Consider the following 23692-nt stretch of genomic DNA (forward strand, 5'->3'; position numbering starts at 1 on the left):
AGATTCTGCCCGGCGTTCGGAAAAAAATTATCGGACATCCGTACCAACCTCAGCCAAACCAGAGAATCGCCACAAAAGACCGTGCATGTCGTGCGTTGAAGGGATCAGCGGTTCGGGCGCAGCAGGCCGCAATAGAGGCCTTCAATGGCGAAGTCCTGGTCGGGCAGGACTTCGATCGGCTTGTAATCGGGGTTGCGCGGCAGCAGCCGGATCCGGTCCTTGCCCATCTTCAGCAGCTTGACGGTGATCTCGTCGTCGATGCGCGCCACCACGATCTGGCCCGAGCGGGCGTCGCGGGTGCGGTGCACGCCGATCAGGTCGCCGTCGAAGATGCCCTCGTCGATCATCGAGTCGCCCTGGACCTTGAGCAGGTAGTCCGGCGCGGGTGAGAAGAACACCCGGTCCAGCACCACGAAATCGTCCGAGCCGATGTCCGCGCCGATCGGCAGGCCGGCTGCGACCCGGCCCAGCACCGGCAGGCGCAGCACGTGGTCGGGCAGCGCGGCGGCCGGCAGCGAGGTCGGCAGCCCGTCCTGCAGCGGCGGCACCTGCACCAGCCGGATGCCCCGTGCCTGGCCCGGGATGCGACGGATCGCACCGGCCTGCTCGAGCGCTTCCAGGTGGTACTGCGCGGCCCGGACGCCCTTGAAGCCGAACGCACGGGCGATTTCCGTCTGCGACGGCGGCGCGCCGTCGGTCTCGATACGCTCGGCGATCAACTGCAGGATCGCCTGCTGGGTGTCGGTAAGGTCCATGGTTAGTAGTATTACTACTAACACCCGATCAGCACAAGTGCCCGGATCAAAAAACGAAGAGCAGCCACGCAGAGCGTGGCTCTACGCCGGCAGGCAACCGATCGTCCGCGTTCGCGCCTCCCCTCACGGATTCCGCCCCGACCGCCAGATCGACACCAGGATCCACACCCCGCAGAACCCGGCTCCCACGAACCCGGCCACACCCAAGGCCAGCAACCAGCGGCTCGAAAGCCCGCCCACGCTGTGCATCACGATCGAGGAACCAATGATCAACGCGGCGGTGACAATCCCCACCACCAGCCGGTTCGCCGCCCGGTTGACCTGCTCCCCGAAACCCTGCAACGCGGTGGTCTCCACCTTCATCTGCAACCGCCCCCGCCGCGCCATCTGCACCAGCTGGCGCACGTCGCGCGGCAGGTCACCGGCCAGGTCCAGCAACCCGACCAGGCTGCGCTTGCCACGCTTGAGCATGGCCGACGGAGCAAAGCGCTGCCACATCACCCGCTCCAGGAACGGCCGCGCGGCGGTAGCCATGTCGAACTGGGGGTCAAGCTGGCGGCCCATGCCTTCCAGGGTCAGGAAGGTCTTGATCATCAATGCCAGGTCGGCCGGCAGGGTCAGCGCGTACTGGCGCAGCAACTGGGTGATGTTGCCCAGCATCAGCCCCATGTGCAGGTCCTTGAGCGGCACGCCCCGGTACTGGTCGACGAAGGTGCTGATGTCCTGCTGCAGCCGCGATTCGTCCACGTCCACGCCCCCGGACCAGTCCAGCAGCACGTCGGTCACCGACTCCGGCTCCTGGCTGACCAGCCCGTGCAGCAGCTGCGCGACCTGGAACCGGCGCTGCTCGGAGATCGCCCCGACCATGCCGAAATCGATCACGCCGATCCGGCCATCACGCAGGTAGATGATGTTGCCCGGGTGCGGGTCAGCGTGGAAACAGCCGTCTTCGAGGACCATCTTGAGCACGATGCGGGCGCCGGTGCGGGCCAGCCGCACCCGGTCCAGTCCGGCGGCATCCACGCCGGCCAGGTCACGGCCGGGAATGCCGTCCACGAAGTCCTGCACGTTCAAACTCTCGCAGGTCCACTGCCAGTGCACGCCGGGAATGAGGATGTCGGGGCGGCCGGCAAAGTTGCGCGCGATACGCTCGGCGTTGCGGCATTCGGCGGCGAAATCCAGTTCGCGCCGCAGCGACACCTGGAACTGCTGCACCACCTCGGCCGGCCGATAACGGCGCAGGTCCGGCAGGCGCGCCTCGACGATCTCGGCCAGCCGTGCCAGCAGGCGCAGGTCGGCTTCGATCACCTCGCGGATGCCCGGTCGACGGATCTTCAACACCACCGCACTGCCATCATGCAGGGTGGCGCGGTGCGCCTGGGCCAGCGAGGCGGCCGCCAGCGGGGTTTCGTCGAGCCAGGCGAACACCTCGGTGGCCGGCGCGCCCAGGTCGGCTTCCAGCTGCTCGCGGACCTGCGCGTACGGCAGTGCCGGCACGGCATTCTGCAGTTCGGAGAATTCGGCGATCCAGTCCGGCGGGAACAGGTCCACGCGCGTGGCCAGCACCTGGCCGAGTTTGACGAAGGTGGGGCCCAGTTCTTCCATCGCCCGACGCACCCGCACCGGGGCGGTCATGCGCAGGATCTGCTGGGTATCGTTCCAGTGCAGCAGCCGGCCGGCACGTTCAAGCACGTCGGCCAGGCCGATGCGGCGGACCAGGTCGCCGAAGCCATGGCGGATCAGGACCGAGGCGATTTCCTGCAGGCGCCCCAGGTCACGGACGGTTCCCAGCGTTTCCCACATCGGTGCACCCTCGTTCGACAGCAGGGCTCAGGATGTCACAGCGCCGGGAAAATTCCCGTCAGCGCCTGCTGCACGGTCTGCCGGCGGATCGCTTCGCGGTCGCCCTCGAACTGGAACAGCTGCGCGCGGGCATAACCACCGCGCTGCTTCCAGCCGATCCAGACGCTGCCCACCGGCTTGTCCGGGCTGCCACCGCCCGGCCCGGCGATGCCGGTCACGGCCACGGCCATGCCCGCACCGGAATTGACCAGCGCGCCGGACACCATTTCCAGCACGGTTTCGCGGCTGACCGCACCGAACTGTTCCAGGGTCTGCGCACGCACGCCCAGCAGGCGCTGCTTGGCCTCGTAGCTGTACACCACCATGCCGCAGTCGAAGAACGCCGACGAACCGGCGATGTCGGTCATCGCCTTGGCGATCCAGCCGCCACTGCAGCTTTCGGCGGTGACCAGCTGCAACGCCGCCTGTTGCAGGCGCAGGCCGACGTCGCGGGCAAGGGCGCCGAGTTCGGCATCGGTGGGGATGGTCACGGGGTCACCATTCAGGCAGTTTTTCCGGCAGCAGCGCGCGGATCGGGGCGCCGTCGGCGGCGGCGGCCAGCTTTTCCGCTTCGGCGATCGGGATTTCCACCTGCAGCAGCCAGCCGTCCTCGTCGCTCTGCTCGCCACGCACCACTTCCAGCTGGTGCAGGCGCGAGCGCAACCGGCCAGCGGTGGGCGGCAGGCGCAGGTCACCGCTGACGTGCTGCAGGCCCAGGCGCTTGCCCAGCACCGATTGCAGCAGGTCCAGGCCCAGCCCATCGCGGGCCGAGATCCACACCCGTTCGCGGCGTGCGGTATCGGGGATACCGTCCTGGCCGTCGTGGCGGACTTCGCTGCCTTCGATGCGGTCGATCTTGTTGAACACCAGCAGCTGCGGCAGCTCGCCGGCGCCCACTTCGTTGAGTACTTCGTCGACCTGGGCGATGCGCTCCTCGCGGTGCGGATCGGCCGCATCCACCACGTGCAGCAGGAAGTCGGCTTCGCGCGCTTCGCTCAGGGTCGCGCGGAACGCGGCCACCAGCTCATGCGGCAGGTCGCGGACGAAGCCCACTGTATCGGCCAGCACCACGTTGCCGCCCGGCACGGCGATGCGGCGCACGGTCGGGTCCAGGGTCGCGAACAGCTTGTCGGCGGCATAGGCCTCCGCGCCGGTCAGCGCGTTGAACAGGGTCGACTTGCCGGCATTGGTGTAGCCCACCAGCGCAACGCGCGGCAGTTCGCTGCGTACGCGGGCGCGGCGCATCTGGGTACGCTGCACTTCGACCTTTTCCAGTCGTTTCTGCAGTTGCTCCACCCGCTTCTGCAGTAGGCGGCGGTCGGTTTCGAGCTGGGTTTCACCGGGGCCACGCAGGCCGATCGCACCACCGCGCTGGCGCTCCAGGTGGGTCCAGCCGCGGACCAGCCGCGTGGCCATGTGCCGCAGCTGCGCCAACTCCACCTGCAGCTTGCCTTCGTGGCTGTGCGCACGCTGGGCGAAGATGTCCAGGATCAGCCCGGTACGGTCGATCACGCGGCGCTCGAGGAAGCGCTCCAGGTTGCGCTCCTGCGAGGGCGAGAGCGCATGGTTGACCAGCACCAGGTCGGCGCCGGTGGCCTCGGCGGCCGCCTTGATCTCGTCCAGCTTGCCCGAGCCGATCAGGATCGACGGGTTGGGCCGGTCGATGCGCGCGGTCAGGGTAGCGGCGATGCTGGCCCCTGCCGAGCGGGCCAGATCGGTGAACTCCTCCAGCACATCTTCTTCCAGCCGGCCGGAATGCGGCTGGATCAGGAGCGCGTGTTCGCCTCGCTTGGAACGGTCAAACACACGCGTCTCCGCTGTTGCTTACTTCATTCAACGTCGTCTTCTTCCTGGGCGCCGTCGGCGCCACCTTCATTGGACTGCACATAGCCACCACCGGGACCCACCCGGACGTTGCGCGCCGGCACCACGGTCGAAATGGCGTGCTTGTACACCATCTGGCTCACCGTGTTGCGCAGCAGGACAACGAACTGATCGAACGATTCAATCGTTCCCTGCAACTTGATGCCATTGACCAGATACACCGACACCGGCACACGTTCGCGCCGAAGTGCATTCAGAAACGGATCCTGCAGCGATTGCCCCTTGGACATTGCACACTCCTCATTATTGTTTTTATGGTCTTCCGGCAACTGCCACGGCCCCCGCCACCGGAACCCCCGATGGTACACGGGCCGGCGGCAAGGCGCTGTGGCTCAGCGGGCAACAAAGGCCGCTACGGCATCGGCCAGGGAAGCCCCCTCTACATGGGGATCGAACCAGCGCGCATCAAGCTCCCCCCGCAGCCAGGTCAGCTGGCGCTTGGCCAGCTGGCGGGTGGCGTAAATGGCCTTGTCGCGGAAGTCGCGGGCACTGCCCTGCCCATCCAGGAATTCCCAGGCCTGGCGGTAGCCGACGGCACGGATCGCCGGCAGGTCCAGCGGGGCGGCCACCGACTGCATCTGCGGCAGGGCGCGCAGCGCCCGCACCTCGTCCAGGAAGCCCTGGCCGAGCATGCTGTCGAAACGGGTTTCGATACGCTGATGCAGCACGCTGCGCTCGCGGGGGGCCAACACCAGCTTCAGGCAGCGCACCGGCAGCCGGTCCACGCCGGGCAGCTTCTGCCATTCGCTGATCGGCGTACCGGTCAGGCGGTACACCTCCAGCGCCCGCTGGATGCGCTGCGGATCGGTCGCATGGATGCGCGCTGCAGCGACGGGATCAATCCGGGCCAGCTGCGCGTGCAGCGCGGCCCAGCCCAGTTCGGCAGCCTCGGCACCGATCGCCGCACGCGTGGCCGGGTCGGCCGGGGGCATCGGCGACAGTCCCTGCAGCAGCGCACGGAAGTACAACCCGGTGCCGCCGGCCAGGATCGGCATGCGTCCGCGCGCAACAATGCCGGCGACCACGCGCGCGGCATCGGCGGCGAATTCAGCCGCTGAATAGGTCTGCCACGGATCGCGCAGGTCGAGCAGGTGGTGCGGCGCCTGCGCGCGCTCGGCGGCATCGGGTTTGGCCGAGCCGATATCCAGCCCACGGTAGACCAGTGCCGAGTCGACGCTGACGATCTCCCCGCCCAGTTGCCGCGCCAGTGCGATGGCGGTGGCGGTCTTGCCCGAGGCGGTCGGGCCCATCACCGCGATCGCCAGCGGGCGCTGGTCGGCGCCCATCAGTCCTCGTCCGGCCAGCGCGGCATGGCCGGGGCGGCATCGACCCGCGGCATGGGGACCGCATCGACGGCCGCCCACACCTTCAGCGCATCCACGGTGGCAGCCACGTCATGCACGCGCAGGATCATCGCGCCGCGCTGCGCGGCGATCAGGTGCGCAGCCACCGAGCCCGCGACACGCTCGCGCGGCACCTCGCGCCCGGTGAGCTCGCCGATGCTGCGCTTGCGCGACAACCCGGCCAGCATCGGCACGCCCAGCTCCAGGAAACGGGCCGAGCGCGCCAGCAGGATCATGTTGTGGTCGGTGCTCTTGCCGAAGCCGAACCCCAGGTCGATGACCAGGTTCTTCTTCGCGATGCCGGCCATCTCGGCCGAGAACATGCGGTCGGCGAGGAAGCGGTGGACCTCGGCGACGACGTCGTCGTACTGCGGGGTGTCCTGCATGCTGCCCGGTTCGCCCTGCATGTGCATCAGCACCACCGGCACGCCCAGCTCGGCGGCAGCAGCCAGCGCGCCGTCCTGGCGCAGCGCATGGATGTCGTTGATCATCCCGGCACCGGCGTCGACCGCCGCACGCATCACCTCGGGCTTGAAGGTGTCGATGCTGATCGGCACGGCAGTCTGCCGGGCCAGCTGTTCGATGACCGGGATCACCCGGCGCAGCTCTTCGTCCAGCGGCACCGGCGCACTACCCGGCCGGGTGGACTCGCCGCCGATATCCAGCAGGTCGGCACCTTCGGCCACCAGCTGCAGGCCATGCGCGACTGCGGCGCCCACCGTGTCGTGCGCGCCACCGTCGGAAAACGAATCCGGGGTCACGTTGACGATGCCCATCACCCGCGGGCGGTCCAGCCGCAGCACGCGGCCGGCACAATCAAGGTGGGGAGAAGTATCGAACATGAGCCATCCACGAAATACGCCAGCGCGTAGTTTACGCTGGCGCACCCTGATTACCCGGGTAGAGCCACGCCCTGCGTGGCTTCGCGGTCTAGAAATCGCCCAGCTTCGCCTCGTCGGTCGGGTTGGCCAGCCATTCGGCCAGGTCGCTGCCGATCGCATTGACCACCCGCTCGAGCACGTCACAGGATCCCTTGAAACCGCCGAATGCGCCGCCGCGGGAGACCCGGCGTGCGGTCACGGTGGCGATCTTCTGGCCGTCCTGCATCAGCACGCCGCGCACGGTCGCCGACTTGAAGTGGCCGCTGAACGCATTGCCGGCGCTCTGCGCCTCCACCAGTTCCAGCTTCAGCACCCGGCCATCGGTGGCCGGTTGTGCATCGAAGGCAATGGTATTGCCGAACTTCGGTGCGTTGCTGCCCAATGCGGTCGCCAACTGGGCGCCCATGCGGCATTCGGCCTTGATGTTGTCAGCGATGTAGGACGACTCCGAGAACGGAATCGGATCCTGCACGTGGATGGTGTCCGCCATGGCGGGTGTGGCACAGCACAGCAGCGCGGCAGCTGCCGCGCGCATCGAATGACGCATGGTAATTCCCCTGGATTGATCCGGCGGCCGCCTCATGCAACCGCGCCCGCGCATCGTGCCCATTGCCGGGGGTCGGCGCAAGGCCTCAGCGCCGGCGGCGCTTGCGATCCACGTAAAGGGTCTTGCCCACGCTCAGGACGACGCCGAGCACGATCCCCACGATGCCCCCGAGCAGGTAGTTTCCGCTGAGCAGGCCCACCGCGGCACCAACCACCGTGGCGATCACCATTTCAGTGGTGTGCGAAACCGGGGGCGGCGGCGTGGACATGGATACTCCGGGGCACGTCTGGGGCAACCCTCATTGTCGCCCGGATCGCCGCCCCGGAAACGATGAAGGCCGGGTTTCCCCGGCCTCCATGCGTTACCTGTTCATTGTCAGAGCTGTTCGGCAGGCCCGGCGATCGGCGGCACCGGACGGGCGTCGCCGCCCTTGTCGTTGTTGTTGCTGCCACCGTCCTTGTTGGACTTGCCCCAGCCCATCGGCGGCGGCGGATCGCGGCCTTCCATGATGGCGTCGATCTGCGGCGCATCGATGGTCTCGTACTGCAGCAGCAGCTGGGACATCGTGTGCAACTTGTCGAGGTTGGCGGTGACCAGTTCGGTGGTGCGGGCGTAGGCCTTGTCCAGGATGCTGCGCACCACTTCGTCGATGCGGCGCGCGGTATCGTCGGACACGCTCTTGTGCTGGGTCACCGAACGGCCCAGGAACACTTCGTCGTCCTCTTCGCCATAGGCAATCGGGCCAAGCTCGTCGGACAGGCCCCACTTGGTGACCATGTTGCGGGCCATCTTGGTGGCGCGCTCGATGTCGTTGGAGGCACCGGTGGTGACCTTGTCGGCGCCGAAGATCAGCTCTTCGGCCACGCGGCCGCCGTACAGCGAGCACAGCTGGGATTCGATCGCCACGCGATTCATCGAGTACTTGTCGCCTTCCGGCAGGTACATGGTCACGCCCAGCGCGCGGCCGCGCGGGATGATGGTGACCTTGTAGACCGGGTCGTGCTCGGGCACCAGGCGACCGACGATGGCATGGCCGGCTTCGTGGTAGGCGGTGAGCGTCTTCTCTTCTTCGCTCATGGCCATCGAACGACGCTCGGCACCCATCAGGATCTTGTCGCGGGCGCGGTCGAAGTGCTCCATGCGCACTTCCTTTTCGTTGCTGCGCGCAGCAAACAGCGCCGCCTCGTTGCAGAGGTTGGCCAGGTCGGCACCGGAGAAGCCCGGGGTGCCACGCGCGATGACCATCGGCTCGACATCGTCGGCCAGCGGCAGCTTGCGCATGTGCACCTTGAGGATCTGCTCGCGGCCCCTGACGTCGGCCAGCCCCACCACGACCTGGCGGTCGAAGCGGCCCGGGCGCAGCAGCGCCGGGTCCAGCACGTCCGGGCGGTTGGTGGCGGCGATGACGATCACACCCTCGCCCCCCTCGAAACCGTCCATTTCCACCAGCAGCTGGTTCAGGGTCTGCTCGCGCTCGTCATGACCGCCGCCCAGGCCGGCACCACGATGGCGGCCCACGGCGTCGATTTCGTCGATGAAGATGATGCACGGGGCCTGCTTCTTGGCCTGCTCGAACATGTCGCGCACACGGCTGGCGCCGACGCCGACGAACATTTCCACGAAGTCCGAACCGGAGATCGAGAAGAACGGCACCTTGGCTTCGCCGGCAATGGCGCGGGCCAGCAGGGTCTTGCCGGTACCGGGCGGGCCGACCATCAGCACGCCGCGCGGAATCTTGCCGCCCAGCTTGGTGAACTTGGTTGGATCGCGCAGGAAATCGACCAGTTCGCCGACTTCTTCCTTGGCTTCGTCACAGCCGGCGACGTCGGCGAAGGTGACCTTGATCTGGTCTTCGCCCTGCAGCTTGGCGCGCGACTTGCCGAAGGACATGGCGCCCTTGGCCCCGCCGCCACCGCCCTGCATCTGGCGCATGATGAACAACCAGAAGCCGATGATCAGGATCACCGGGAGGAAGTTCATCAGGATCGCGCCCAGCGAGATGCCGCTGGAGGGCTCTTCCTGGACGATTTCCACGTTCTTGGCGCGCAGCACGTTGATCAGTTCACGGTCCAGCGGCGCGGTGATGGTGGCCGACTGGCCACTGCGCGTCACATAGGCGATCTGGTTGACGCCGCTGCGCATGTCGCCGCTGAAGGTCACCTTCTGGACGTTGCCGCTGTCCACCTGGTCCAGGAACTGCGAATACGTGGCGCCCTGGGTGCCGGCGCCGCTGCTCTTGGGCGAGAAGCTCTGGAACACCACCATGAGCACCACGGCGACGACCACCCACAGCAGGAGGTTCTTGGTCAAGTCGTTCATCCTCATTGGCTCCGGTGTTCCTCTAATGCCTGATGCTGTTGGTCTGGTTGAGCTTACTTGATCTGGGTACGTTTGCCCTGCCCCAAGGCGTACACCTCGGGCGAGCGCTTCCGGGACGCTTCAGGCTTGCGGATCACGACCTTGTCGTACCGGCGGCGCATTTCGCGCACGTAGTCGTCAAAGCCCACGCCCTGGAACAGCTTTATCAGGAACGCACCACCCGGCTTGAGATGGTTGTCGGCAAAATCCAGCGCCAACTCCGCCAGGTGCATCATCCGCGGCTGGTCCACCGCGTCCATGCCACTTTTATTGGGGGCCATATCCGAGAGAACAAGGTCTACAGGCTGATCCCCCAGCATGGCTTCAAACTCCGATAGGACGGCCTGCTCCCTGAAGTCACCGTGAAGAAACTCCACGCCGGCCAGTGGCGGCATTTCCAGGATGTCCAGGGCCAGGACCCGACCGGTATCGCCGATCTGGCGGCGGACCTGCTGGGACCAGCCCCCCGGGGCGGCGCCCAGGTCGACCACCACCATGTGCGGCTTCAGCAGCCGGTCACGCGCGAGCAGCTCCTCCAGCTTGTAGGCCGCGCGCGAGCGCATGCCCTCGGCCTGGGCCTTCTTCACGAAGGGGTCGGCGAAGTGTTCTTTCAACCAGCGTTGGCTGCTCTTGCTGCGGGAAACCATTGGAGATAGGGTCGGACGGGGTGGTCATGATACCCTGATCGCCCCAGTTAACCGCTTGTTCCTGAATGTCTATTGTCCTGACCTCGTCCCAGACCCGCTTCCTTCGCGGCCAAGCCCATGATCTGAAAGCCCTGCTGCAGATCGGCGGCAAGGGGGTCACGCCAGCCTTCCTGGCCGAGTTGAATGAGGTGCTGGAGCGCCATGAACTGATCAAGGTAAAGGTGGCCGCGGAAGACCGTGACGCCCGCCACGCCATGATCGCCGAGCTGGTCCAGGCTTCCGACAGCGCGCTGGTGCAGCGCATCGGCCATGTGGCCGTGCTGTACCGCCCGAGCAAGGAACAGCGCCAGATCGTGCTTCCGCGCGGCTGATTGCCATGCAGCTGAACCACGAAATTCCGGATTTCGCCTATGCGTTCCGCATCGTCGGCGCCGACTCGGTGGTTTTCGAAGACCGCGTGCACGCCGGCACCCGGCGGGTGGTGAAGAGCTTCATCGTCACCCCGCAGGCATTGCTTGAAGAGTGGCCGGCACCCGCCAGCGCCAGGGAACTGACCCCGGACGACCTGGCCACGGTGCTGGCCCAGCAGCCGGAACTGGTCATCCTTGGAACGGGGGAAAAGCAGCAATTCCCATCCGCGGCCGTCATGGGGGCCTGTCTGACCCGCAACATCGGCATTGAAGTCATGGACAACGGAGCAGCCGCCAGGACGTTCAACCTGCTTGCAGGTGAAGGCCGCAACGTAGCGGCGGCGATCCTCCTGCCGGGCTGAAATAGGGTGATTCCGTTCAGAAAAGGCTGCCGTTGGCAGCCTTTTTGTTCCGCTTGACCGGACGCTGCAGCCACGCAGGGCGTGGCTCTACGTTACCCGCGCGGCCGTACGTGGCGTCGACCCGAACGTTACCCGCGCGGCCGTACGTGGCGTCGACCCGAACGTTACCCGCGCGGCCGTACGTGGCGTCGACCCGACCGGTAGAGCCACGCCCTGCGTGGCTGCGCGATCACTTGGGGGGCAGGTACAGCAGCGGGTCCACCGGCTTGCCGTTGTAGCGGATCTCGAAGTGCAGCATGTCCCGGGTGGTGCCGGTACGGCCCATTTCCGCGATCTGCTCGCCAGCCTTGACGCTCTGGCCTTCGTTGACCAGCCGCTTGCGGTTGTGGCCATAGGCCGACAGCCACTGGTCGCTGTGCTTGATGATGATCAGTTCCCCGAAACCGACCAGGCCGGCGCCGGAATAGACCACCACGCCCGGCGCGGTGGCGCGCACCGGCTGGCCGCTGCTGCCGGCAATGTCCACGCCCTGCTTGGTGACATCGGCGCTGACGAAGCGGCCGACGAGGGCACCATCGGCCGGCCAGCGCCAGCTGATGGTGCTCTTGATGGCGGTGGTCGGCGACGGGGCCGGCGTCGGGGCCGTGGTGCCCGGTCGCGGCGCGGTCACCACAGTGGTCGGGGCGCGGCCTGGGCCGCTGCCTGGATACAGGCGCAGGACCTGGCCCGGATAGATCGTGTACGGCTCGGCCAGCCCGTTCCAGCCCGCCAGGTCACGCGGGGTGATGTTGTGGATGCGTGCCAGCGCGTAGAGGGTGTCGCCCCGGCGCACGACGGCGGTCTGCCCCGGCTTGGCCACCGAGGTCTGCGGGGTGGTGTGCGAGGTGCGGCCACTGGAAGGTTTGACCACCGTGGCAGTGCCGCAGGCACTCAGGGTAGACACCACCAGCAGCAGTGCGGCCAGGCGTGCCCCCCCGCTCAAACGATCAGCACTCATGCGAACTTCGACCTCCAGACAAGCCAGGCCACCAGACCCACCACCAATGCGGTGGCAATCCAACCCAGCGGTTCAATCCAACGTCGCAGCGCCGCCTCGGCGCGCGCGCCACCCATGCGGATCACCGCCGCCAGCACGTACACGCGCTTGCCGCGACCGATCAGCATGCTCAGGAAATACTGCGGCAGCGGCACACCGACGATACCCGATGCCCACGTGAAGACCTTCATCGGAATGGGCATGAAGCCGCCCAGCACCAGGAAGGTAAACACCGCCCACGGCGATTCGGCCATCTTGGCCTGCACGATGGCGATGCCGCCTTCGATGCTGGTCAGCATGCCCATCGCCGCGAACAGCGGCTTGACCGCTTCAAAGGCGTAATGGCCCAGCGCGTAGCCGACCAGCGCACCGGACATCGAACCGGCCAGGCTGAGCGTGGCGAACCACCAGCCGCGCTTGGGCTGGGCCACGCACATCGGCGCCAGCATCACTTCGGGCATCACCGGGAAGATGATCGCCTCGATGAAGCTCAGCACCGTCAGGTAGGTCGGGGCGCGCTCGTGCGCGGCCCACTTCATCGCCCGCTCGTACAGCGGACCAAAAATCTTCATGACGCAACGCTCCTTGGAATCAGTCCAGCATGCCAGACAGCAGGGGCACGAACGTGACCGGTGCCAGTACCTGCTGGTCAACGCTGCCATCGTCGCGACGGGTCAGCTGGATCAGCGACTGCGCCCCTGCCCCGCCGACCGGCGCGACCAGGCGCCCGCCCACGGCCAACTGCTCGACCAGCGCATCCACCAGCGCCGGCGCGGCGGCAGTGACCACGATCGCATCGAACGGCCCGTGTTCGGCCCAGCCGATGCGGCCGTCGTCATGCTTGCTGCGGATGTTCATGCCCAACGCGCGGAAGCGCTTGCGCGCCTGCCGCAGCAGGTCGCCGATGCGCTCGACCGTGTAGACCTCCAGGCCCAACGCACCGAGCACGGCAGCCTGGTAGCCCGAACCGGTGCCCACTTCCAGCACCTTCTTCGGTGCCGACTGCAGCACCGCTTCGGTCATCCGCGCCACCACCCAGGGCTGGGAAATGGTCTGGCCATGGCCGATCGGCAGTGCGGTGTCTTCGTAAGCACGCGAGGCCAGGGCTTCGTCGATGAACAGGTGACGCGGCACCACCCGGATGGCGTTGAGGGTGGCTTCGTCGACGATGCCGCTTTCGCGCAGGCGCTCGACCAGGCGGTCGCGCACGCGCTGGGAGGTCATGCCGATGCCGACCGCTTCGGGCTGCAGGCGCAGGCGCTGGCTCATGCCGGTCGGTCCAGCGCGGCAGTCAGCCCGCCAACCCAGCTGGCGACCTTCTCCAGCGCCTGGTAGCGGGTCAGGTCGACCTGGATCGGGGTAATCGAAATGTAGCCGTTGCGCACCGCATGGAAATCCGTGCCGGGGCCGGAATCCTGTTCGCGGCCGGCCGGGCCGATCCAGTACACCTCATTGCCGCGCGGGTCGCGCTGGGCGATGCAGCCTTCGGCACGGTGGCGGTTGCCCAGCCGGGTCACTTCAAAGCCGCGCACCTCCGACCAGGGCAGGTCCGGTACGTTGACGTTGAGGATGGTGTCGGCCGGCAGTGGGTCGGCCTTGAGCCGGGTGACGATTTCCACGGCCGCACGCGCGGCGGTTTCGAAGTTGCGCGGGTCGTGGTTGTGCGACACCAGCGACATCGCCACCGCCGGCAGGCCGAGAAAACGTCCCTCCATCGCCGCCGACACGGTGCCGGAGTAGATGACGTCATCGCCCAGGTTGGCGGCGTTGTTGATGCCCGACACGACGATGTCCGGGTCGTATTCCAGCAGACCGGTCAGGGCCAGGTGCACGCAGTCGGTGGGCGTACCCGCCACCGAGCAGGTGTAGTGGTCGATGCGCTTGACCCGTACCGGCAGGTCCAGGGTCAGCGAGTTGCTGGCACCGGAACGATCGCGGTCGGGCGCGACCACCATCACTTCGTGGCCGGCCTCACGCAGCACGGTGGCGAGCATCCTGATGCCCGGGGCATCAACGCCGTCGTCGTTGCTGACCAGGATCCGCATCTGGGTTTTAACCGCTTGATTGTTCAAGACTTCATTTCCATCACTTTCCAGCGTTGGCGGGGCCGGCCTTCACCCGTTCCGGGATCACCGACCGCGCAAGTGCGTCAGCTATTGTGCCGCAAGCGGACAGATCGGCCTACCCCGGCGGGAGGTAGGCATGGCCGATTCAGGGCATTAGGCTGTACGCATGTCACATCCTGAAGACGAAGATCCGGCCGCTTTGTTCCGCGCCGCCATCGGCGAGGTCACGCCGCTGCGCAAACCGGTGGCCGCGCCACCGGCAACGCCGCGGCCGAAGCCGCGCGCGCGCATGGCTGAACAGGATGAAGATGCCGCGCGCGGGGAGTTCGCCCGGCTGCTGCGCGACAGCAGCCCGCTGGAGGCCGGGGATACTGCCAGCTACCGCCGCGGGAACCTGCCGGCGCGGATGTTCCAGCGGCTCAAGCGCGGGCAGTATTCGGTGCAGGATGAGCTGGACCTGCATGGGGCCACCGTGGCCCAGGCTGAGACGCTGCTGCGGCAGTTCCTGCTGGAAGCGCATGCACATGAGCATGGCTGCGTGCGCATCATCCACGGCAAGGGCCTGCAGTCCGATGGCGGTGCGCCGGTGCTGAAGAACCTGGTGGACCGGCTGCTGCGCCAGCGCAATGACGTGCTGGCGTTTCACTCGGCGCCGGCAGGGCAAGGCGGGACCGGCGCGGTGCTGGTGTTGTTGGCGAACCGGTGATCGCCCGCACCGTGCAGCCACGCAGGGCGTGGCTCTACGGTGGAATCGCGGTGCATCGGCGGGTCAGCACGCAGGGCGTGGCTCTACGGCAGAACGGGAACAGATTCGTCGTAGAGCCACGCCCTGCGTGGCTGAACGTAGCAATCAACCGTTCGACGTGGCCCCACTGGCGTCATGCACCGGGCCCAGCTCGTGCAACACGGCGGTGGCGTAGCAGCCCGGCGGCAGGGCGAACGTCAGCTCCAGCACATCCGCTTCCAGCCAGCGGTGCTGCAGGTTGGCCGGGCGCAACCGCAGCGCGCGGCGCTCCTGCTTCAGGCGCGCCCCTTCCAGCCCGGTGCGCAGCTGCAACGACTGCTCGTCGCTGATCGCGCCCAGCTCCAGCGCCGCCGCGGCACCGCTGCTGCGCAACTCCCCCTCCCCCCACAACGGACCGCTGGGATGGATATCGAAGCGACCCAGGCGGTCGGCCAGCAGGTCGGTCCACGGTTCGGGGCCGAACACGCTGCGGCTGCCATCGAGCATCCACACCTCGCCCTCGAGCGGGCTGTCCCAGTTGCCCCGCGCGACGCGTTCGGCCAGCACCTGGTTGAACAGCGCCGACCGGGCCGCCGAAAGCAGCAGCGAACGCTGGTCGGGGCGCACGCGGCGGCCCCCAAACATGGCCAGCGCGGCCGGCACATTGCCACCATCACGGCCGAAGCGCTGCTCGCCGAACCAGTTCGGCAGGCCACGCGCGGCGATCAGCGACAACCGCTCATCGATCGCTTTCGCATCGCCCTGAACGCTCCGCAGCACCAGCCGGAAGCGGTTGCCGGCCAGCGCGCCGCGCTGCAGCTTGCGGTTGTGCCAGGTCGACTCGACCACGTCCACTTCATCGGAGGCCAGCAGCGCGATGTCCGGCGCGATCCGCTTGGGCAGGTGCACGCTGAAACGCTGGGTGGTGACCGCGTGCCGGTCCTTCATGCCGGCGTAGCTGACGCCCATCTCAGGCAGGCCCGCCCACTTCGCCAGCAGCTTGGCCACATGCACGGTGTTGGCAGCGCGTTTGCGGATGGTCAGCAGCAGGTGTTCGCCCTCCCCCGTCGGTTCGAACGCCGGCAGTTCGTCCACCTGGAAATCTTCCGGGGTGGTGCGGATGTCGGCGCGCAGCAGCGGCTCGCCGAAGGCCAGCGGCAGCGGGATCACGGCGCCACCAGCAGCACGACGGCCTGGGCGGCGATGCCTTCGCCGCGCCCGGTGAAGCCGAGCTTCTCGGAGGTGGTGGCCTTGACGCTGACCGCATCCAGCGCGATGCCGAGCAGCCCGGCGATGCGTTCGCGCATGGCCAGCGCATGCGGGCCGACCTTGGGCCGTTCGCAGATCACGGTGATGTCGGTGTTGCCGACCTGCCAGCCGCGTTCGCGCAGCAGGCTGTTGCAGTGCTCCAGGAAACGGCTGCTGTCGGCATCCTTCCAGCGCATGTCAGAGGGCGGGAAGTGCTGGCCGATGTCGCCCAGCGACAGCGCCCCCAGCATGGCATCGCACAGCGCGTGCAGGATCACATCGCCGTCGCTGTGCGCCAGCACGCCGCAGCTGTGCGCGACGCGGATACCGCCAAGCATGATGTGGTCGCCCTCGCCGAAGGCGTGGACGTCATAACCCTGCCCGATGCGGACCGGAGGAAACGGGGTGTTCATGGCAAAAACCTGCTGTGATGGCCGGCGCGGGCGGGCTCAGGAGCCGCGGCGCGACAGCTCGAATTCGAATCGGGACAGATCGGCCGGGGTGGTGACCTTGAAGTTGTCCTCGTTGCCCTCGACCAGCAGCGGGCGCAGCCCCTGCCGCTCCATCGCCATGGCCTCGTCGGTGATCTCCACGCCCGCCGCAGCCGCTTCCTGCAGCGCGCGCGCCAGCTGGTGGCGGCGGAACAGCTGCGGGGTCAGTGCGCGCCACAGGCGCGCACGCGGCTCGGTGCCGTCGATGCCACCGTCGTCGCCAGCGCGCTTGAGGGTGTCGCGCACCGGCGCGGCGAGAATCGCGCCGACCGGATCGTTGCGCCCCACTTCGAGCAGGCGGCCCAGATCGGCTGCGGCCAGGTTCGGCCGCGCGGCGTCGTGCACCAGCACGAAGTCGTCGGCGCGCACGCTGTCGGGCAGCGCCTGCAGACCGGCCAGCACCGAGGCGGCGCGGGTCGCTCCGCCGGTGCAGGTGAGGATCGGTTTGTCGGCCAGCGACTGCCAGCCCGGCCAGTCGGCATCGTGCTCGGCGATGACCACCATCGCCCCGGCCACGACCGGGTGCGACAGCAGGGCTTCCAGGGTATGGGCGAGCAGCACCCGGTCGCCTGCGACCAGGTACTGCTTGGGCGTTTCACTGCCGAAGCGGGTGCCACGGCCAGCGGCCGGAACGACGGCCCAGACGCTGCCCATCAGGGCACTTCCTGGTGGGGCGCGTTCGGGTCGGCCGCCAGCGCCGGCGCACGCGGCGCGGCGACCGGGGCATTCTCGACCACGCGGTAGAACTTCTCGCCGGGCTTGATCATGCCCAGCTCACTGCGCGCGCGTTCCTCGATGGCAGCCTCGCCTTCCTTGAGGTCCTTGACCTCGGCCGCCAGCGCGTCGTTGCGCTGCTGCAGGCCGGCGTTGTCGCGCTTCTGGGCTTCAACCTGGGCTTCAAGCGACATCACTTCTCCCGAATTGCCCGGGCCGAGCCAGAAGCGGTACTGCAGCCATGCCAGCAGTACCGCGAGCACCAGCAGCAGCCAGCGCCAGTTGCGCATGCGGATCAGCGCTTCAGCGACACGAACGCGTCACGGCCGGCGTAACGCGCGCCGGCACCGAGGGCTTCCTCGATGCGCAGCAGCTGGTTGTATTTGGCCACGCGGTCGCTGCGGCACAGCGACCCGGTCTTGATCTGGGTGGCGGTGGTGGCCACGGCGATGTCGGCGATGGTGGTGTCCTCGGTTTCGCCCGAACGGTGCGAGACCACGGCCGCGTAGTTGGCGTGGTGCGCCATCGCGATGGCTTCGAGCGTCTCGGTCAGGGTGCCGATCTGGTTGACCTTGATCAGGATCGCGTTGGCGGTGCCGGACTCGATGCCTTCCTTGAAGATCTTCGGGTTGGTCACGAACAGGTCGTCGCCGACCAGCTGCACCTGCTTGCCGATGCGGTCGGTCAGCAGCTTCCAGCCCGCCCAGTCGTTCTCGGCCAGGCCGTCTTCGATGGTGATGATCGGGTACTGGGCGGCCCAGTCGGCCAGGAAGTCGACGAACTGCTCGGAGGTCAGGCGCTTGTTCTCGCCCACCAGGTTGTACTTGCCGTTCTCGTAGAACTCGCTGGAGGCCACGTCCAGGCCCAGCAGCACGTCCTCACCGGCGGTGTAGCCGGCCTTGCCGATCGCTTCGAGGATGGTGTCGAGCGCTTCGACGTTGCTGCGGAAATCCGGGGCGAAGCCGCCTTCGTCGCCCACCGCCGTGCTCAGGCCGTGGCCCTTGAGCACCGACTTGAGCGAATGGAAGATTTCAGTACCGGCGCGCAGGGCTTCGGAGAACGAGGTGAAGCCGACCGGCAGCACCATGAATTCCTGGAAGTCGACGTTGTTGTCGGCGTGCGCGCCGCCGTTGATGATGTTCATCATCGGCACCGGCAGCGACACGTCGCGGCCCTGCGCCAGGTACTGCCACAGCGCCTGCTTCTTCGAGGCGGCCATGGCATGGGCATTGGCCATGGAAACGCCCAGCAGCGCGTTGGCGCCCAGGCGGCCCTTGTTCTCGGTGCCATCCAGGTCGATCAGGCGGCGGTCCAGGGCGTCCTGGTCGGCGGCATCGAAGCCCTTCAGTGCAGCGGCAATGGTGGTGTTGACGTTGGCCACGGCGTTGCGCACGCCCTTGCCCAGGTAACGGGTCTTGTCGCCATCACGCAGCTCGACCGCTTCCTTGGTACCGGTGGAGGCACCCGACGGCACGGCGGCACGGCCGAACGAACCGTCCTCCAGGGTGACTTCGGCTTCCAGCGTGGGGTTGCCACGGCTGTCGAGGATTTCACGGGCGTGGATGCTGCGGATCGTGGTCATAGCGGGCCGGTTACCAGTCAGAAAGGGGGAACGCCAAAAAGCAGTGCGTCGAAAGGTGCCGCGTGATTATCCCCACCTGCCCCCCGCTTGCCAAATCCGCGCGCAGGGGACGTGCGCTGCTACCACAGCGATGGCAGCAGCAGCACCAGCAACAGCAGGCCCAGCAGGCCCAGCGCGGCACCGCCACCTGCCGGTTGGCGGCGCAGGCGCAGGGCCAGCACGCTGGCCAGCAGGGTGCCCAGCGCGCAGGTCGCGCCCAGCGCCAGCGTCAGGTTGATGGGAGTGGCTACCGCCTGGATGGCATGGCTGCCATCCCCGGGCGAGCCGACTGCCGAAAACACCAGCACCATCAGCAGGAAGGCGCTGGCCCAGCTGGCCATGGACAGCAGCAGCGCCGCCCAGCCCCAGGGCCAGGTGCGCCAGTGGCCGTTCAGGCGCGTGCTTCCTGCAGCAGCGCACCGCCGGCCTTGCGCTCGCGCGCGGCGCGGATGAAGCCGATGAACAGCGGATGGCCGTCGCGCGGGGTGGACAGGAATTCCGGGTGCGCCTGGCAGGCCAGGAACCACGGGTGCTGGTCGCGCGGCAGTTCGATCACTTCCACCAGGGTATCGTCCATCGACTTGCCGGCGATCACCAGGCCGGCGTCTTCCAGCTGGGTGCGGTAGCGGTTGTTGAACTCATAGCGGTGGCGGTGGCGCTCGGACACCACGTCCTTGCCGTACAGCTCGCGAGCCAGCGTGCCCGGCTTGAGCCGCTGTTCCTGCAGGCCCAGGCGCATCGTGCCGCCCAGGTCGCTCTTGTCGTCGCGCTTTTCGACATCGCCGGTGGCGGTACGCCATTCGGTGATCAGGCCGATCACCGGGTTCGGCGACTGGCGGTCGTTTTCGGTGCTGTTGGCGCCCTCCAGGCCGACCACGTTGCGGGCAAAGTCGACCACCGCCGCCTGCATGCCGTAGCAGATGCCGAAGTACGGCAACTGCTGCTCACGCGCGAACCGCGAGGTGAGCACCTTGCCTTCGAAGCCCCGGTCGCCGAAGCCGCCCGGCACCAGGATGCCGTCGACATCCTTCAATGCGGCCATGTCAGTGCCTTCCAGGTCCTGCGCTTCGAGCCACTTCAGGTTGACCTTGGTGCGCTGGCGCAGGCCGCCGTGCTTGAGCGCTTCGCCGACCGACTTGTAGGCGTCCTGGTGGTCGACGTACTTGCCGACCACCGCGATGGTGACCTCGTCCAGCGGGTGCAGGGTGGCGTCCACCGCCGCTTCCCACTCGTGCAGGTCGGCCGGGCCGGCCTTGTCGCCCAGCTTGAGCTGGTTGATCACGATTTCATCCAGGCCCTGCGCGTGCAGGCCCATGGGGATGCGGTACAGCACGTCGACGTCGGGCACGCTGATCACCGCGCGCTCGGAAACGTTGGTGAACTGGGCGATCTTGCGGCGCTCGGATTCGGGCACCGGCTGCTCGGAGCGGCACAGCAGCACGTCCGGCTGGATGCCGATCGAACGCAGCTCCTTGACCGAGTGCTGGGTGGGCTTGGTCTTCAGTTCACCGGCAGCGGCGATGTACGGCACCAGGGTGAGGTGCATGAACAGGGCCTTCTCCGGGCCGCGCTCGGTGCGCACCTGGCGGATGGCTTCCAGGAACGGCAGCGATTCGATGTCGCCAACGGTGCCGCCGATTTCCACCAGCGCCACGTCGAAGCCTTCGGTGGCCTCGTCCATGCAGCGGCGGATCTCGTCGGTGATGTGCGGAATGACCTGCACGGTGGCACCCAGATAGTCGCCGCGGCGTTCCTTGCGGATCACGTTTTCGTAGATGCGGCCGGTGGTGACCGAGTTCTTGCGGCTCAGGCGGGTACGCACGAAGCGCTCGTAGTGACCCAGGTCCAGGTCGGTCTCGGCGCCGTCGTCGGTGACATATACCTCGCCGTGCTGGAACGGGCTCATGGTGCCCGGGTCGACGTTGATGTAGGGGTCAAGCTTCATCATCGTGACCTTCAGGCCACGGGCTTCGAGGATGGACGCGAGCGAGGCGGCGGCAATGCCTTTGCCCAGCGAGGAAACCACGCCGCCGGTTACGAAGATCAAGGGAGTCATGGCTGGGGGTGTCCTGTCAGGAAGGGGAAAACGGCGCCGGCGCGGGAGGCGGCCGACGACGTGAAGGGGAAATCGGGGGCGATCCGGGCGACGGCAGCGGGATGTTCACGCGCCGGGACCAGGATCAGGGGGAGTGCGGCAGGCCTTCCGGTCGGCGAGGTCGGGGTGGCCGTGCCGGTCGCCGATGGGACCGTCACCTCCTGCCTGACCTGCTGGCGGTCGCGCACGACCAGACCAGTCCATTCGCTGATGGATGACACGCACTGCTCCCGGAAAGCCATAGTTTACAGATTGAAGGCGTCCAGCCCAAGGGGCACGAACGAAGACGCCCCGGCAAGCCGGGGCGTCAGGGAGGCCGAAACGCGGGTTCAGCGCTTCTTTTTCGCCTCTTCTTCCTCTTCCCGCTGCGGCGCCTGCTGGCCCTTGGCCTTCATTTCAGCGGTGGCTGCCGCACGGCGCTTGGCCTTGGCGTCGGCTTCGGACTGGGCCTTGGCCTCGGCCTGGTCGCCCTGCTGCGCGGTGGACTGGCCCTGTCCGGCGTTCTGCGCCATGGCCAGCGGCACGGCCACGACGGCGGCGGCAATGGCAACGATGGTCAGCAACTTCTTCATGGGGTCTCCTCGCATAGGGCTGGAGGACAGTCTATCGCGGGCTGTTCGGCCGGCCCCTGAACGTGCGGCGTGCAAAAAACCCGGCCAGACCGCAAACTTCGCCGTCGCTTTGCGCTTTATGAAGACAGATGAACACCCGCTATAACGCCGCCGATATTGAAGTCCTGTCCGGCCTGGACCCGGTCAAGCGCCGCCCGGGCATGTATACCGACACCGCGCGCCCGAACCACCTGGCGCAGGAAGTGATCGACAACGCCGTGGACGAAGCGCTGGCCGGGCATGCCCGGACGGTCGAGGTCACCCTGTACAAGGACGGCAGCTGCGAGGTCACCGATGACGGCCGCGGCATGCCGGTGGACATCCACCCGGAGGAGAAGGTCCCCGGCGTGGAGCTGATCCTCACCCGGCTGCATGCGGGCGGCAAGTTCAACAACAAGAACTACACCTTCTCCGGCGGCCTGCATGGCGTGGGCGTGAGCGTGGTCAACGCGCTGTCGACGCTGGTGGAAGTGCATATCCGCCGCGATGGCAGCGAGCACCGCATCACCTTCCGCAATGGCGACCGCGCCACGCCGCTGGAAGTGGTCGGCAGCGTCGGCAGGAAGAACACCGGTACACGGGTGCGCTTCTGGGCCGACCCGAAGTACTTCGATACGCCCAAGTACAACCTGCGGGCACTGCGCCACCTTCTGCGCGCCAAGGCGGTGCTGTGCCCGGGCCTGACGGTCAAGCTGCGCGATGAGGCCACCGACGAACAGGACACCTGGTACTTCGAGGACGGCCTGAGCGATTACCTGAAGGCCGAGCTGGGCGAGCGCGAAATGCTGCCGGCCGAGCTGTTCGTGGGCCAGCTGAAGAAGGACACCGAGGTGGTGGACTGGGCGGTGGCCTGGCTGCCGGAAGGCGAGCTGGTCCAGGAAAGCTACGTCAACCTGATTCCGACCGCGCAGCACGGCACCCACGCCAACGGCCTGCGCACTGGCCTGACCGAGGCGCTGCGCGAGTTCTGCGACTTCCGCAACCTGCTGCCGCGCGGCGTGAAGCTGGCCCCGGAAGACGTCTGGGACCGGGTCTCGTTCGTGCTGTCGCTGAAGATGACCGACCCGCAGTTCAGCGGGCAGACCAAGGAGCGGCTGTCGTCGCGCCAGGCCGCCGGCTTCGTCGAGGGCGCGGCGCATGACGCCTTCAGCCTGCTGCTGAACCAGAACGTCGCATTGGGCGAGCAGATCGCCCAGCTGGCGATCGAGCGCGCCAGTGCGCGCCTGAAGACCGAAAAGCTGGTGGTGCGCAAGAAGGTCACCCAGGGCCCTGCCCTGCCGGGCAAGCTGGCGGACTGCATCAGCCAGGACCTGTCGCGCACCGAGCTGTTCCTGGTCGAAGGCGACTCGGCCGGCGGCAGTGCCAAGCAGGCGCGCGACAAGGACTTCCAGGCGATCATGCCGCTGCGCGGCAAGATCCTGAACACCTGGGAAGTGTCGTCGGGCAGCGTGCTGGCGTCGGAAGAAGTGCACAACCTGGCGATCGCGATCGGTTGCGACCCGGGCAAGGACGACATCAGCGGGCTGCGTTACGGCAAGGTGGTGATCCTGGCCGATGCGGACTCCGACGGCCTGCATATCGCCACGCTGCTGACGGCGCTGTTCCTGAAGCACTTCCCGTCGCTGGTGGATTCCGGCCACGTGTTCGTGGCGATGCCGCCGCTGTTCCGCGTGGACGTGGGCAAGCAGGTGTTCTACGCGCTGGACGAGGAAGAAAAGCGTTCGCTGCTGGACAAGATCGAGCGCGAGAAGATCAAGGGCCAGGTCAACGTGACCCGCTTCAAGGGCCTGGGCGAAATGAACCCGCTGCAGCTGCGCGAGTCGACCATCCACCCCGACACACGCCGCCTGGTGCAGTTGACGGTGGACGATGGCGAGCAGACCAGCGCGCTGATGGACATGCTGCTGGCCAAGAAGCGCGCGGGCGACCGCAAACAGTGGCTGGAGAACAAGGGCGATCTGGCTTCCCTGGAAGTCTGATCCGGAAAAATCCCGCTTCGGCGGGATTTTTTTTGGGTCTGGTTGCACGCCCCCCCGTAGAGCCGGGCTCTGCCCGGC

28 protein-coding genes are annotated in these 23692 nt (G+C 67.4%); 4 read left to right on the plus strand and 24 right to left on the minus strand.

Going from position 1 to position 23692, the window contains the following annotated elements; all coding sequences use genetic code 11:
• Positions 1 to 104: 104 nt before the first annotated feature.
• The 11 genes from lexA to rlmE all read right to left on the minus strand — a co-directional run bounded on the left by lexA (position 105) and on the right by rlmE (position 10257).
• Complete coding sequence (gene lexA / locus WIX41_RS02105) at positions 105 to 755, minus strand: transcriptional repressor LexA (RefSeq protein ID WP_339445529.1); 651 nt, start codon at positions 753 to 755, stop codon at positions 105 to 107.
• Positions 756 to 878: 123 nt separating this feature from the next.
• On the minus strand, positions 879 to 2558 hold the full coding sequence (gene ubiB, locus WIX41_RS02110) for a 2-polyprenylphenol 6-hydroxylase (protein WP_339445530.1): 1680 nt from the start codon (positions 2556 to 2558) through the stop codon (positions 879 to 881).
• Positions 2559 to 2593: 35 nt separating this feature from the next.
• Positions 2594 to 3088: a CinA family protein gene (locus WIX41_RS02115; RefSeq protein ID WP_409187301.1), complete on the minus strand. Its 495-nt coding sequence runs from the start codon at positions 3086 to 3088 to the stop codon at positions 2594 to 2596.
• A 4-nt stretch (positions 3089 to 3092) separates the two neighbouring features.
• Complete coding sequence (gene hflX / locus WIX41_RS02120) at positions 3093 to 4403, minus strand: ribosome rescue GTPase HflX (RefSeq protein ID WP_339445531.1); 1311 nt, start codon at positions 4401 to 4403, stop codon at positions 3093 to 3095.
• Between the two features lie 23 nt (positions 4404 to 4426).
• Positions 4427 to 4711 (minus strand): RNA chaperone Hfq, encoded by a 285-nt coding sequence (gene hfq / locus WIX41_RS02125; RefSeq protein WP_068850887.1) that lies wholly within the window; start codon positions 4709 to 4711, stop codon positions 4427 to 4429.
• A gap of 102 nt (positions 4712 to 4813) precedes the next feature.
• A complete protein-coding gene (miaA, locus tag WIX41_RS02130) occupies positions 4814 to 5767 on the minus strand; it encodes a tRNA (adenosine(37)-N6)-dimethylallyltransferase MiaA (RefSeq protein WP_339445532.1) in 954 nt (317 codons plus the stop codon).
• Positions 5767 to 6666: a dihydropteroate synthase gene (gene folP / locus WIX41_RS02135; protein WP_339445533.1), complete on the minus strand. Its 900-nt coding sequence runs from the start codon at positions 6664 to 6666 to the stop codon at positions 5767 to 5769. The genes miaA and folP overlap by 1 nt, the downstream gene beginning before the upstream one ends.
• Positions 6667 to 6754: 88 nt before the next feature.
• The gene (locus WIX41_RS02140) at positions 6755 to 7252 is read right to left on the minus strand and encodes a hypothetical protein (protein WP_339445534.1); all 498 of its coding nucleotides are present in this window, start codon (positions 7250 to 7252) and stop codon (positions 6755 to 6757) included.
• Positions 7253 to 7337: 85 nt separating this feature from the next.
• On the minus strand, positions 7338 to 7520 hold the full coding sequence (locus WIX41_RS02145; protein ID WP_339445535.1) for a hypothetical protein: 183 nt from the start codon (positions 7518 to 7520) through the stop codon (positions 7338 to 7340).
• A gap of 107 nt (positions 7521 to 7627) precedes the next feature.
• Positions 7628 to 9571 (minus strand): ATP-dependent zinc metalloprotease FtsH, encoded by a 1944-nt coding sequence (gene ftsH, locus WIX41_RS02150; RefSeq protein ID WP_339445536.1) that lies wholly within the window; start codon positions 9569 to 9571, stop codon positions 7628 to 7630.
• Positions 9572 to 9624: 53 nt separating this feature from the next.
• Positions 9625 to 10257 (minus strand): 23S rRNA (uridine(2552)-2'-O)-methyltransferase RlmE, encoded by a 633-nt coding sequence (rlmE, locus tag WIX41_RS02155; RefSeq protein ID WP_339445537.1) that lies wholly within the window; start codon positions 10255 to 10257, stop codon positions 9625 to 9627.
• Between the two features lie 65 nt (positions 10258 to 10322).
• On the opposite strand from rlmE, the gene yhbY reads away from it, so the two are divergent.
• Together yhbY and WIX41_RS02165 are read left to right on the plus strand one after the other, a co-directional pair.
• Positions 10323 to 10628: a ribosome assembly RNA-binding protein YhbY gene (gene yhbY / locus WIX41_RS02160; protein ID WP_339445538.1), complete on the plus strand. Its 306-nt coding sequence runs from the start codon at positions 10323 to 10325 to the stop codon at positions 10626 to 10628.
• A 5-nt stretch (positions 10629 to 10633) separates the two neighbouring features.
• Positions 10634 to 11029, plus strand: a complete 396-nt coding sequence (locus WIX41_RS02165; RefSeq protein WP_339445539.1) for an Mth938-like domain-containing protein — start codon at positions 10634 to 10636, stop codon at positions 11027 to 11029.
• 229 nt (positions 11030 to 11258) lie between these two features.
• Here WIX41_RS02165 and WIX41_RS02170 read toward each other — a convergent pair whose 3' ends face one another.
• The 4 genes from WIX41_RS02170 to surE are packed head-to-tail and all read right to left on the minus strand — an operon-like array spanning position 11259 to position 14110.
• Positions 11259 to 12026, minus strand: a complete 768-nt coding sequence (locus tag WIX41_RS02170; protein WP_339445540.1) for a peptidoglycan DD-metalloendopeptidase family protein — start codon at positions 12024 to 12026, stop codon at positions 11259 to 11261.
• Positions 12023 to 12637: a YqaA family protein gene (locus WIX41_RS02175; RefSeq protein WP_339445541.1), complete on the minus strand. Its 615-nt coding sequence runs from the start codon at positions 12635 to 12637 to the stop codon at positions 12023 to 12025. The genes WIX41_RS02170 and WIX41_RS02175 overlap by 4 nt, the downstream gene beginning before the upstream one ends.
• A gap of 19 nt (positions 12638 to 12656) precedes the next feature.
• The gene (locus tag WIX41_RS02180; RefSeq protein ID WP_339445542.1) at positions 12657 to 13334 is read right to left on the minus strand and encodes a protein-L-isoaspartate(D-aspartate) O-methyltransferase; all 678 of its coding nucleotides are present in this window, start codon (positions 13332 to 13334) and stop codon (positions 12657 to 12659) included.
• Complete coding sequence (gene surE, locus WIX41_RS02185; RefSeq protein WP_339449396.1) at positions 13331 to 14110, minus strand: 5'/3'-nucleotidase SurE; 780 nt, start codon at positions 14108 to 14110, stop codon at positions 13331 to 13333. The genes WIX41_RS02180 and surE overlap by 4 nt, the downstream gene beginning before the upstream one ends.
• A 187-nt stretch (positions 14111 to 14297) precedes the next feature.
• Here surE and WIX41_RS02190 point away from each other — a divergent pair, with 187 nt between their 5' ends.
• Entirely contained in the window at positions 14298 to 14837 is a 540-nt protein-coding gene (locus tag WIX41_RS02190; protein WP_339445543.1) for a Smr/MutS family protein, read from the plus strand.
• 144 nt (positions 14838 to 14981) lie between these two features.
• On the opposite strand, the gene truD is transcribed toward WIX41_RS02190, so the two are convergent.
• The 9 genes from truD to WIX41_RS02235 form a co-directional block, all read right to left on the minus strand.
• The gene (gene truD / locus WIX41_RS02195) at positions 14982 to 16025 is read right to left on the minus strand and encodes a tRNA pseudouridine(13) synthase TruD (RefSeq protein WP_339445544.1); all 1044 of its coding nucleotides are present in this window, start codon (positions 16023 to 16025) and stop codon (positions 14982 to 14984) included.
• Positions 16022 to 16516, minus strand: a complete 495-nt coding sequence (gene ispF, locus WIX41_RS02200; RefSeq protein WP_339445545.1) for a 2-C-methyl-D-erythritol 2,4-cyclodiphosphate synthase — start codon at positions 16514 to 16516, stop codon at positions 16022 to 16024. Before ispF ends, truD begins: the two co-directional genes overlap by 4 nt.
• 36 nt (positions 16517 to 16552) lie before the next feature.
• Positions 16553 to 17251 (minus strand): 2-C-methyl-D-erythritol 4-phosphate cytidylyltransferase, encoded by a 699-nt coding sequence (ispD, locus tag WIX41_RS02205; RefSeq protein WP_409187433.1) that lies wholly within the window; start codon positions 17249 to 17251, stop codon positions 16553 to 16555.
• Complete coding sequence (gene ftsB, locus WIX41_RS02210; protein WP_339445547.1) at positions 17248 to 17598, minus strand: cell division protein FtsB; 351 nt, start codon at positions 17596 to 17598, stop codon at positions 17248 to 17250. The genes ispD and ftsB overlap by 4 nt, the downstream gene beginning before the upstream one ends.
• A 5-nt stretch (positions 17599 to 17603) precedes the next feature.
• The gene (eno, locus tag WIX41_RS02215; protein ID WP_339445548.1) at positions 17604 to 18890 is read right to left on the minus strand and encodes a phosphopyruvate hydratase; all 1287 of its coding nucleotides are present in this window, start codon (positions 18888 to 18890) and stop codon (positions 17604 to 17606) included.
• 119 nt (positions 18891 to 19009) lie between these two features.
• Positions 19010 to 19270, minus strand: coding sequence for a hypothetical protein (locus tag WIX41_RS02220; RefSeq protein WP_339445549.1), 261 nt, complete (start codon positions 19268 to 19270; stop codon positions 19010 to 19012).
• Positions 19271 to 19320: 50 nt separating this feature from the next.
• A complete protein-coding gene (locus WIX41_RS02225; RefSeq protein WP_339445550.1) occupies positions 19321 to 20985 on the minus strand; it encodes a CTP synthase in 1665 nt (554 codons plus the stop codon).
• A complete protein-coding gene (locus tag WIX41_RS02230) occupies positions 20982 to 21245 on the minus strand; it encodes a hypothetical protein (RefSeq protein WP_339445551.1) in 264 nt (87 codons plus the stop codon). The genes WIX41_RS02225 and WIX41_RS02230 overlap by 4 nt, the downstream gene beginning before the upstream one ends.
• Before the next feature lie 108 nt (positions 21246 to 21353).
• On the minus strand, positions 21354 to 21596 hold the full coding sequence (locus tag WIX41_RS02235; protein ID WP_339445552.1) for a hypothetical protein: 243 nt from the start codon (positions 21594 to 21596) through the stop codon (positions 21354 to 21356).
• A 128-nt stretch (positions 21597 to 21724) separates the two neighbouring features.
• Here WIX41_RS02235 and parE point away from each other — a divergent pair, with 128 nt between their 5' ends.
• Complete coding sequence (parE, locus tag WIX41_RS02240; protein ID WP_339445553.1) at positions 21725 to 23614, plus strand: DNA topoisomerase IV subunit B; 1890 nt, start codon at positions 21725 to 21727, stop codon at positions 23612 to 23614.
• The last annotated feature ends 78 nt before the right edge of the window (positions 23615 to 23692 follow it).

Origin of the sequence: Stenotrophomonas sp. AB1(2024) (assembly GCF_037482345.1) — a bacterium.
Lineage (GTDB): Bacteria > Pseudomonadota > Gammaproteobacteria > Xanthomonadales > Xanthomonadaceae > Stenotrophomonas.

Excerpts from the sequence above, each read along its gene's own strand:
- lexA (WP_339445529.1), bottom strand. The coding sequence starts at position 755 with ATGGACCTTACCGACACCCAGCAGGCGATCCTGCAGTTGATCGCCGAG.
- ubiB (WP_339445530.1), bottom strand. The coding sequence starts at position 2,558 with ATGTGGGAAACGCTGGGAACCGTCCGTGACCTGGGGCGCCTGCAGGAA.
- hfq (WP_068850887.1), bottom strand. The coding sequence starts at position 4,711 with ATGTCCAAGGGGCAATCGCTGCAGGATCCGTTTCTGAATGCACTTCGG.
- miaA (WP_339445532.1), bottom strand. The coding sequence starts at position 5,767 with ATGGGCGCCGACCAGCGCCCGCTGGCGATCGCGGTGATGGGCCCGACC.
- folP (WP_339445533.1), bottom strand. The coding sequence starts at position 6,666 with ATGTTCGATACTTCTCCCCACCTTGATTGTGCCGGCCGCGTGCTGCGG.
- WIX41_RS02140 (WP_339445534.1), bottom strand. The coding sequence starts at position 7,252 with ATGCGTCATTCGATGCGCGCGGCAGCTGCCGCGCTGCTGTGCTGTGCC.
- WIX41_RS02145 (WP_339445535.1), bottom strand. The coding sequence starts at position 7,520 with ATGTCCACGCCGCCGCCCCCGGTTTCGCACACCACTGAAATGGTGATC.
- ftsH (WP_339445536.1), bottom strand. The coding sequence starts at position 9,571 with ATGAACGACTTGACCAAGAACCTCCTGCTGTGGGTGGTCGTCGCCGTG.
- rlmE (WP_339445537.1), bottom strand. The coding sequence starts at position 10,257 with ATGGTTTCCCGCAGCAAGAGCAGCCAACGCTGGTTGAAAGAACACTTC.
- yhbY (WP_339445538.1), top strand. The coding sequence starts at position 10,323 with ATGTCTATTGTCCTGACCTCGTCCCAGACCCGCTTCCTTCGCGGCCAA.
- WIX41_RS02165 (WP_339445539.1), top strand. The coding sequence starts at position 10,634 with ATGCAGCTGAACCACGAAATTCCGGATTTCGCCTATGCGTTCCGCATC.
- WIX41_RS02170 (WP_339445540.1), bottom strand. The coding sequence starts at position 12,026 with ATGAGTGCTGATCGTTTGAGCGGGGGGGCACGCCTGGCCGCACTGCTG.
- WIX41_RS02175 (WP_339445541.1), bottom strand. The coding sequence starts at position 12,637 with ATGAAGATTTTTGGTCCGCTGTACGAGCGGGCGATGAAGTGGGCCGCG.
- WIX41_RS02180 (WP_339445542.1), bottom strand. The coding sequence starts at position 13,334 with ATGAGCCAGCGCCTGCGCCTGCAGCCCGAAGCGGTCGGCATCGGCATG.
- surE (WP_339449396.1), bottom strand. The coding sequence starts at position 14,110 with ATGCGGATCCTGGTCAGCAACGACGACGGCGTTGATGCCCCGGGCATC.
- WIX41_RS02190 (WP_339445543.1), top strand. The coding sequence starts at position 14,298 with ATGTCACATCCTGAAGACGAAGATCCGGCCGCTTTGTTCCGCGCCGCC.
- ispF (WP_339445545.1), bottom strand. The coding sequence starts at position 16,516 with ATGAACACCCCGTTTCCTCCGGTCCGCATCGGGCAGGGTTATGACGTC.
- ftsB (WP_339445547.1), bottom strand. The coding sequence starts at position 17,598 with ATGCGCAACTGGCGCTGGCTGCTGCTGGTGCTCGCGGTACTGCTGGCA.
- eno (WP_339445548.1), bottom strand. The coding sequence starts at position 18,890 with ATGACCACGATCCGCAGCATCCACGCCCGTGAAATCCTCGACAGCCGT.
- WIX41_RS02220 (WP_339445549.1), bottom strand. The coding sequence starts at position 19,270 with ATGGCCAGCTGGGCCAGCGCCTTCCTGCTGATGGTGCTGGTGTTTTCG.
- WIX41_RS02225 (WP_339445550.1), bottom strand. The coding sequence starts at position 20,985 with ATGACTCCCTTGATCTTCGTAACCGGCGGCGTGGTTTCCTCGCTGGGC.
- WIX41_RS02235 (WP_339445552.1), bottom strand. The coding sequence starts at position 21,596 with ATGAAGAAGTTGCTGACCATCGTTGCCATTGCCGCCGCCGTCGTGGCC.
- parE (WP_339445553.1), top strand. The coding sequence starts at position 21,725 with ATGAACACCCGCTATAACGCCGCCGATATTGAAGTCCTGTCCGGCCTG.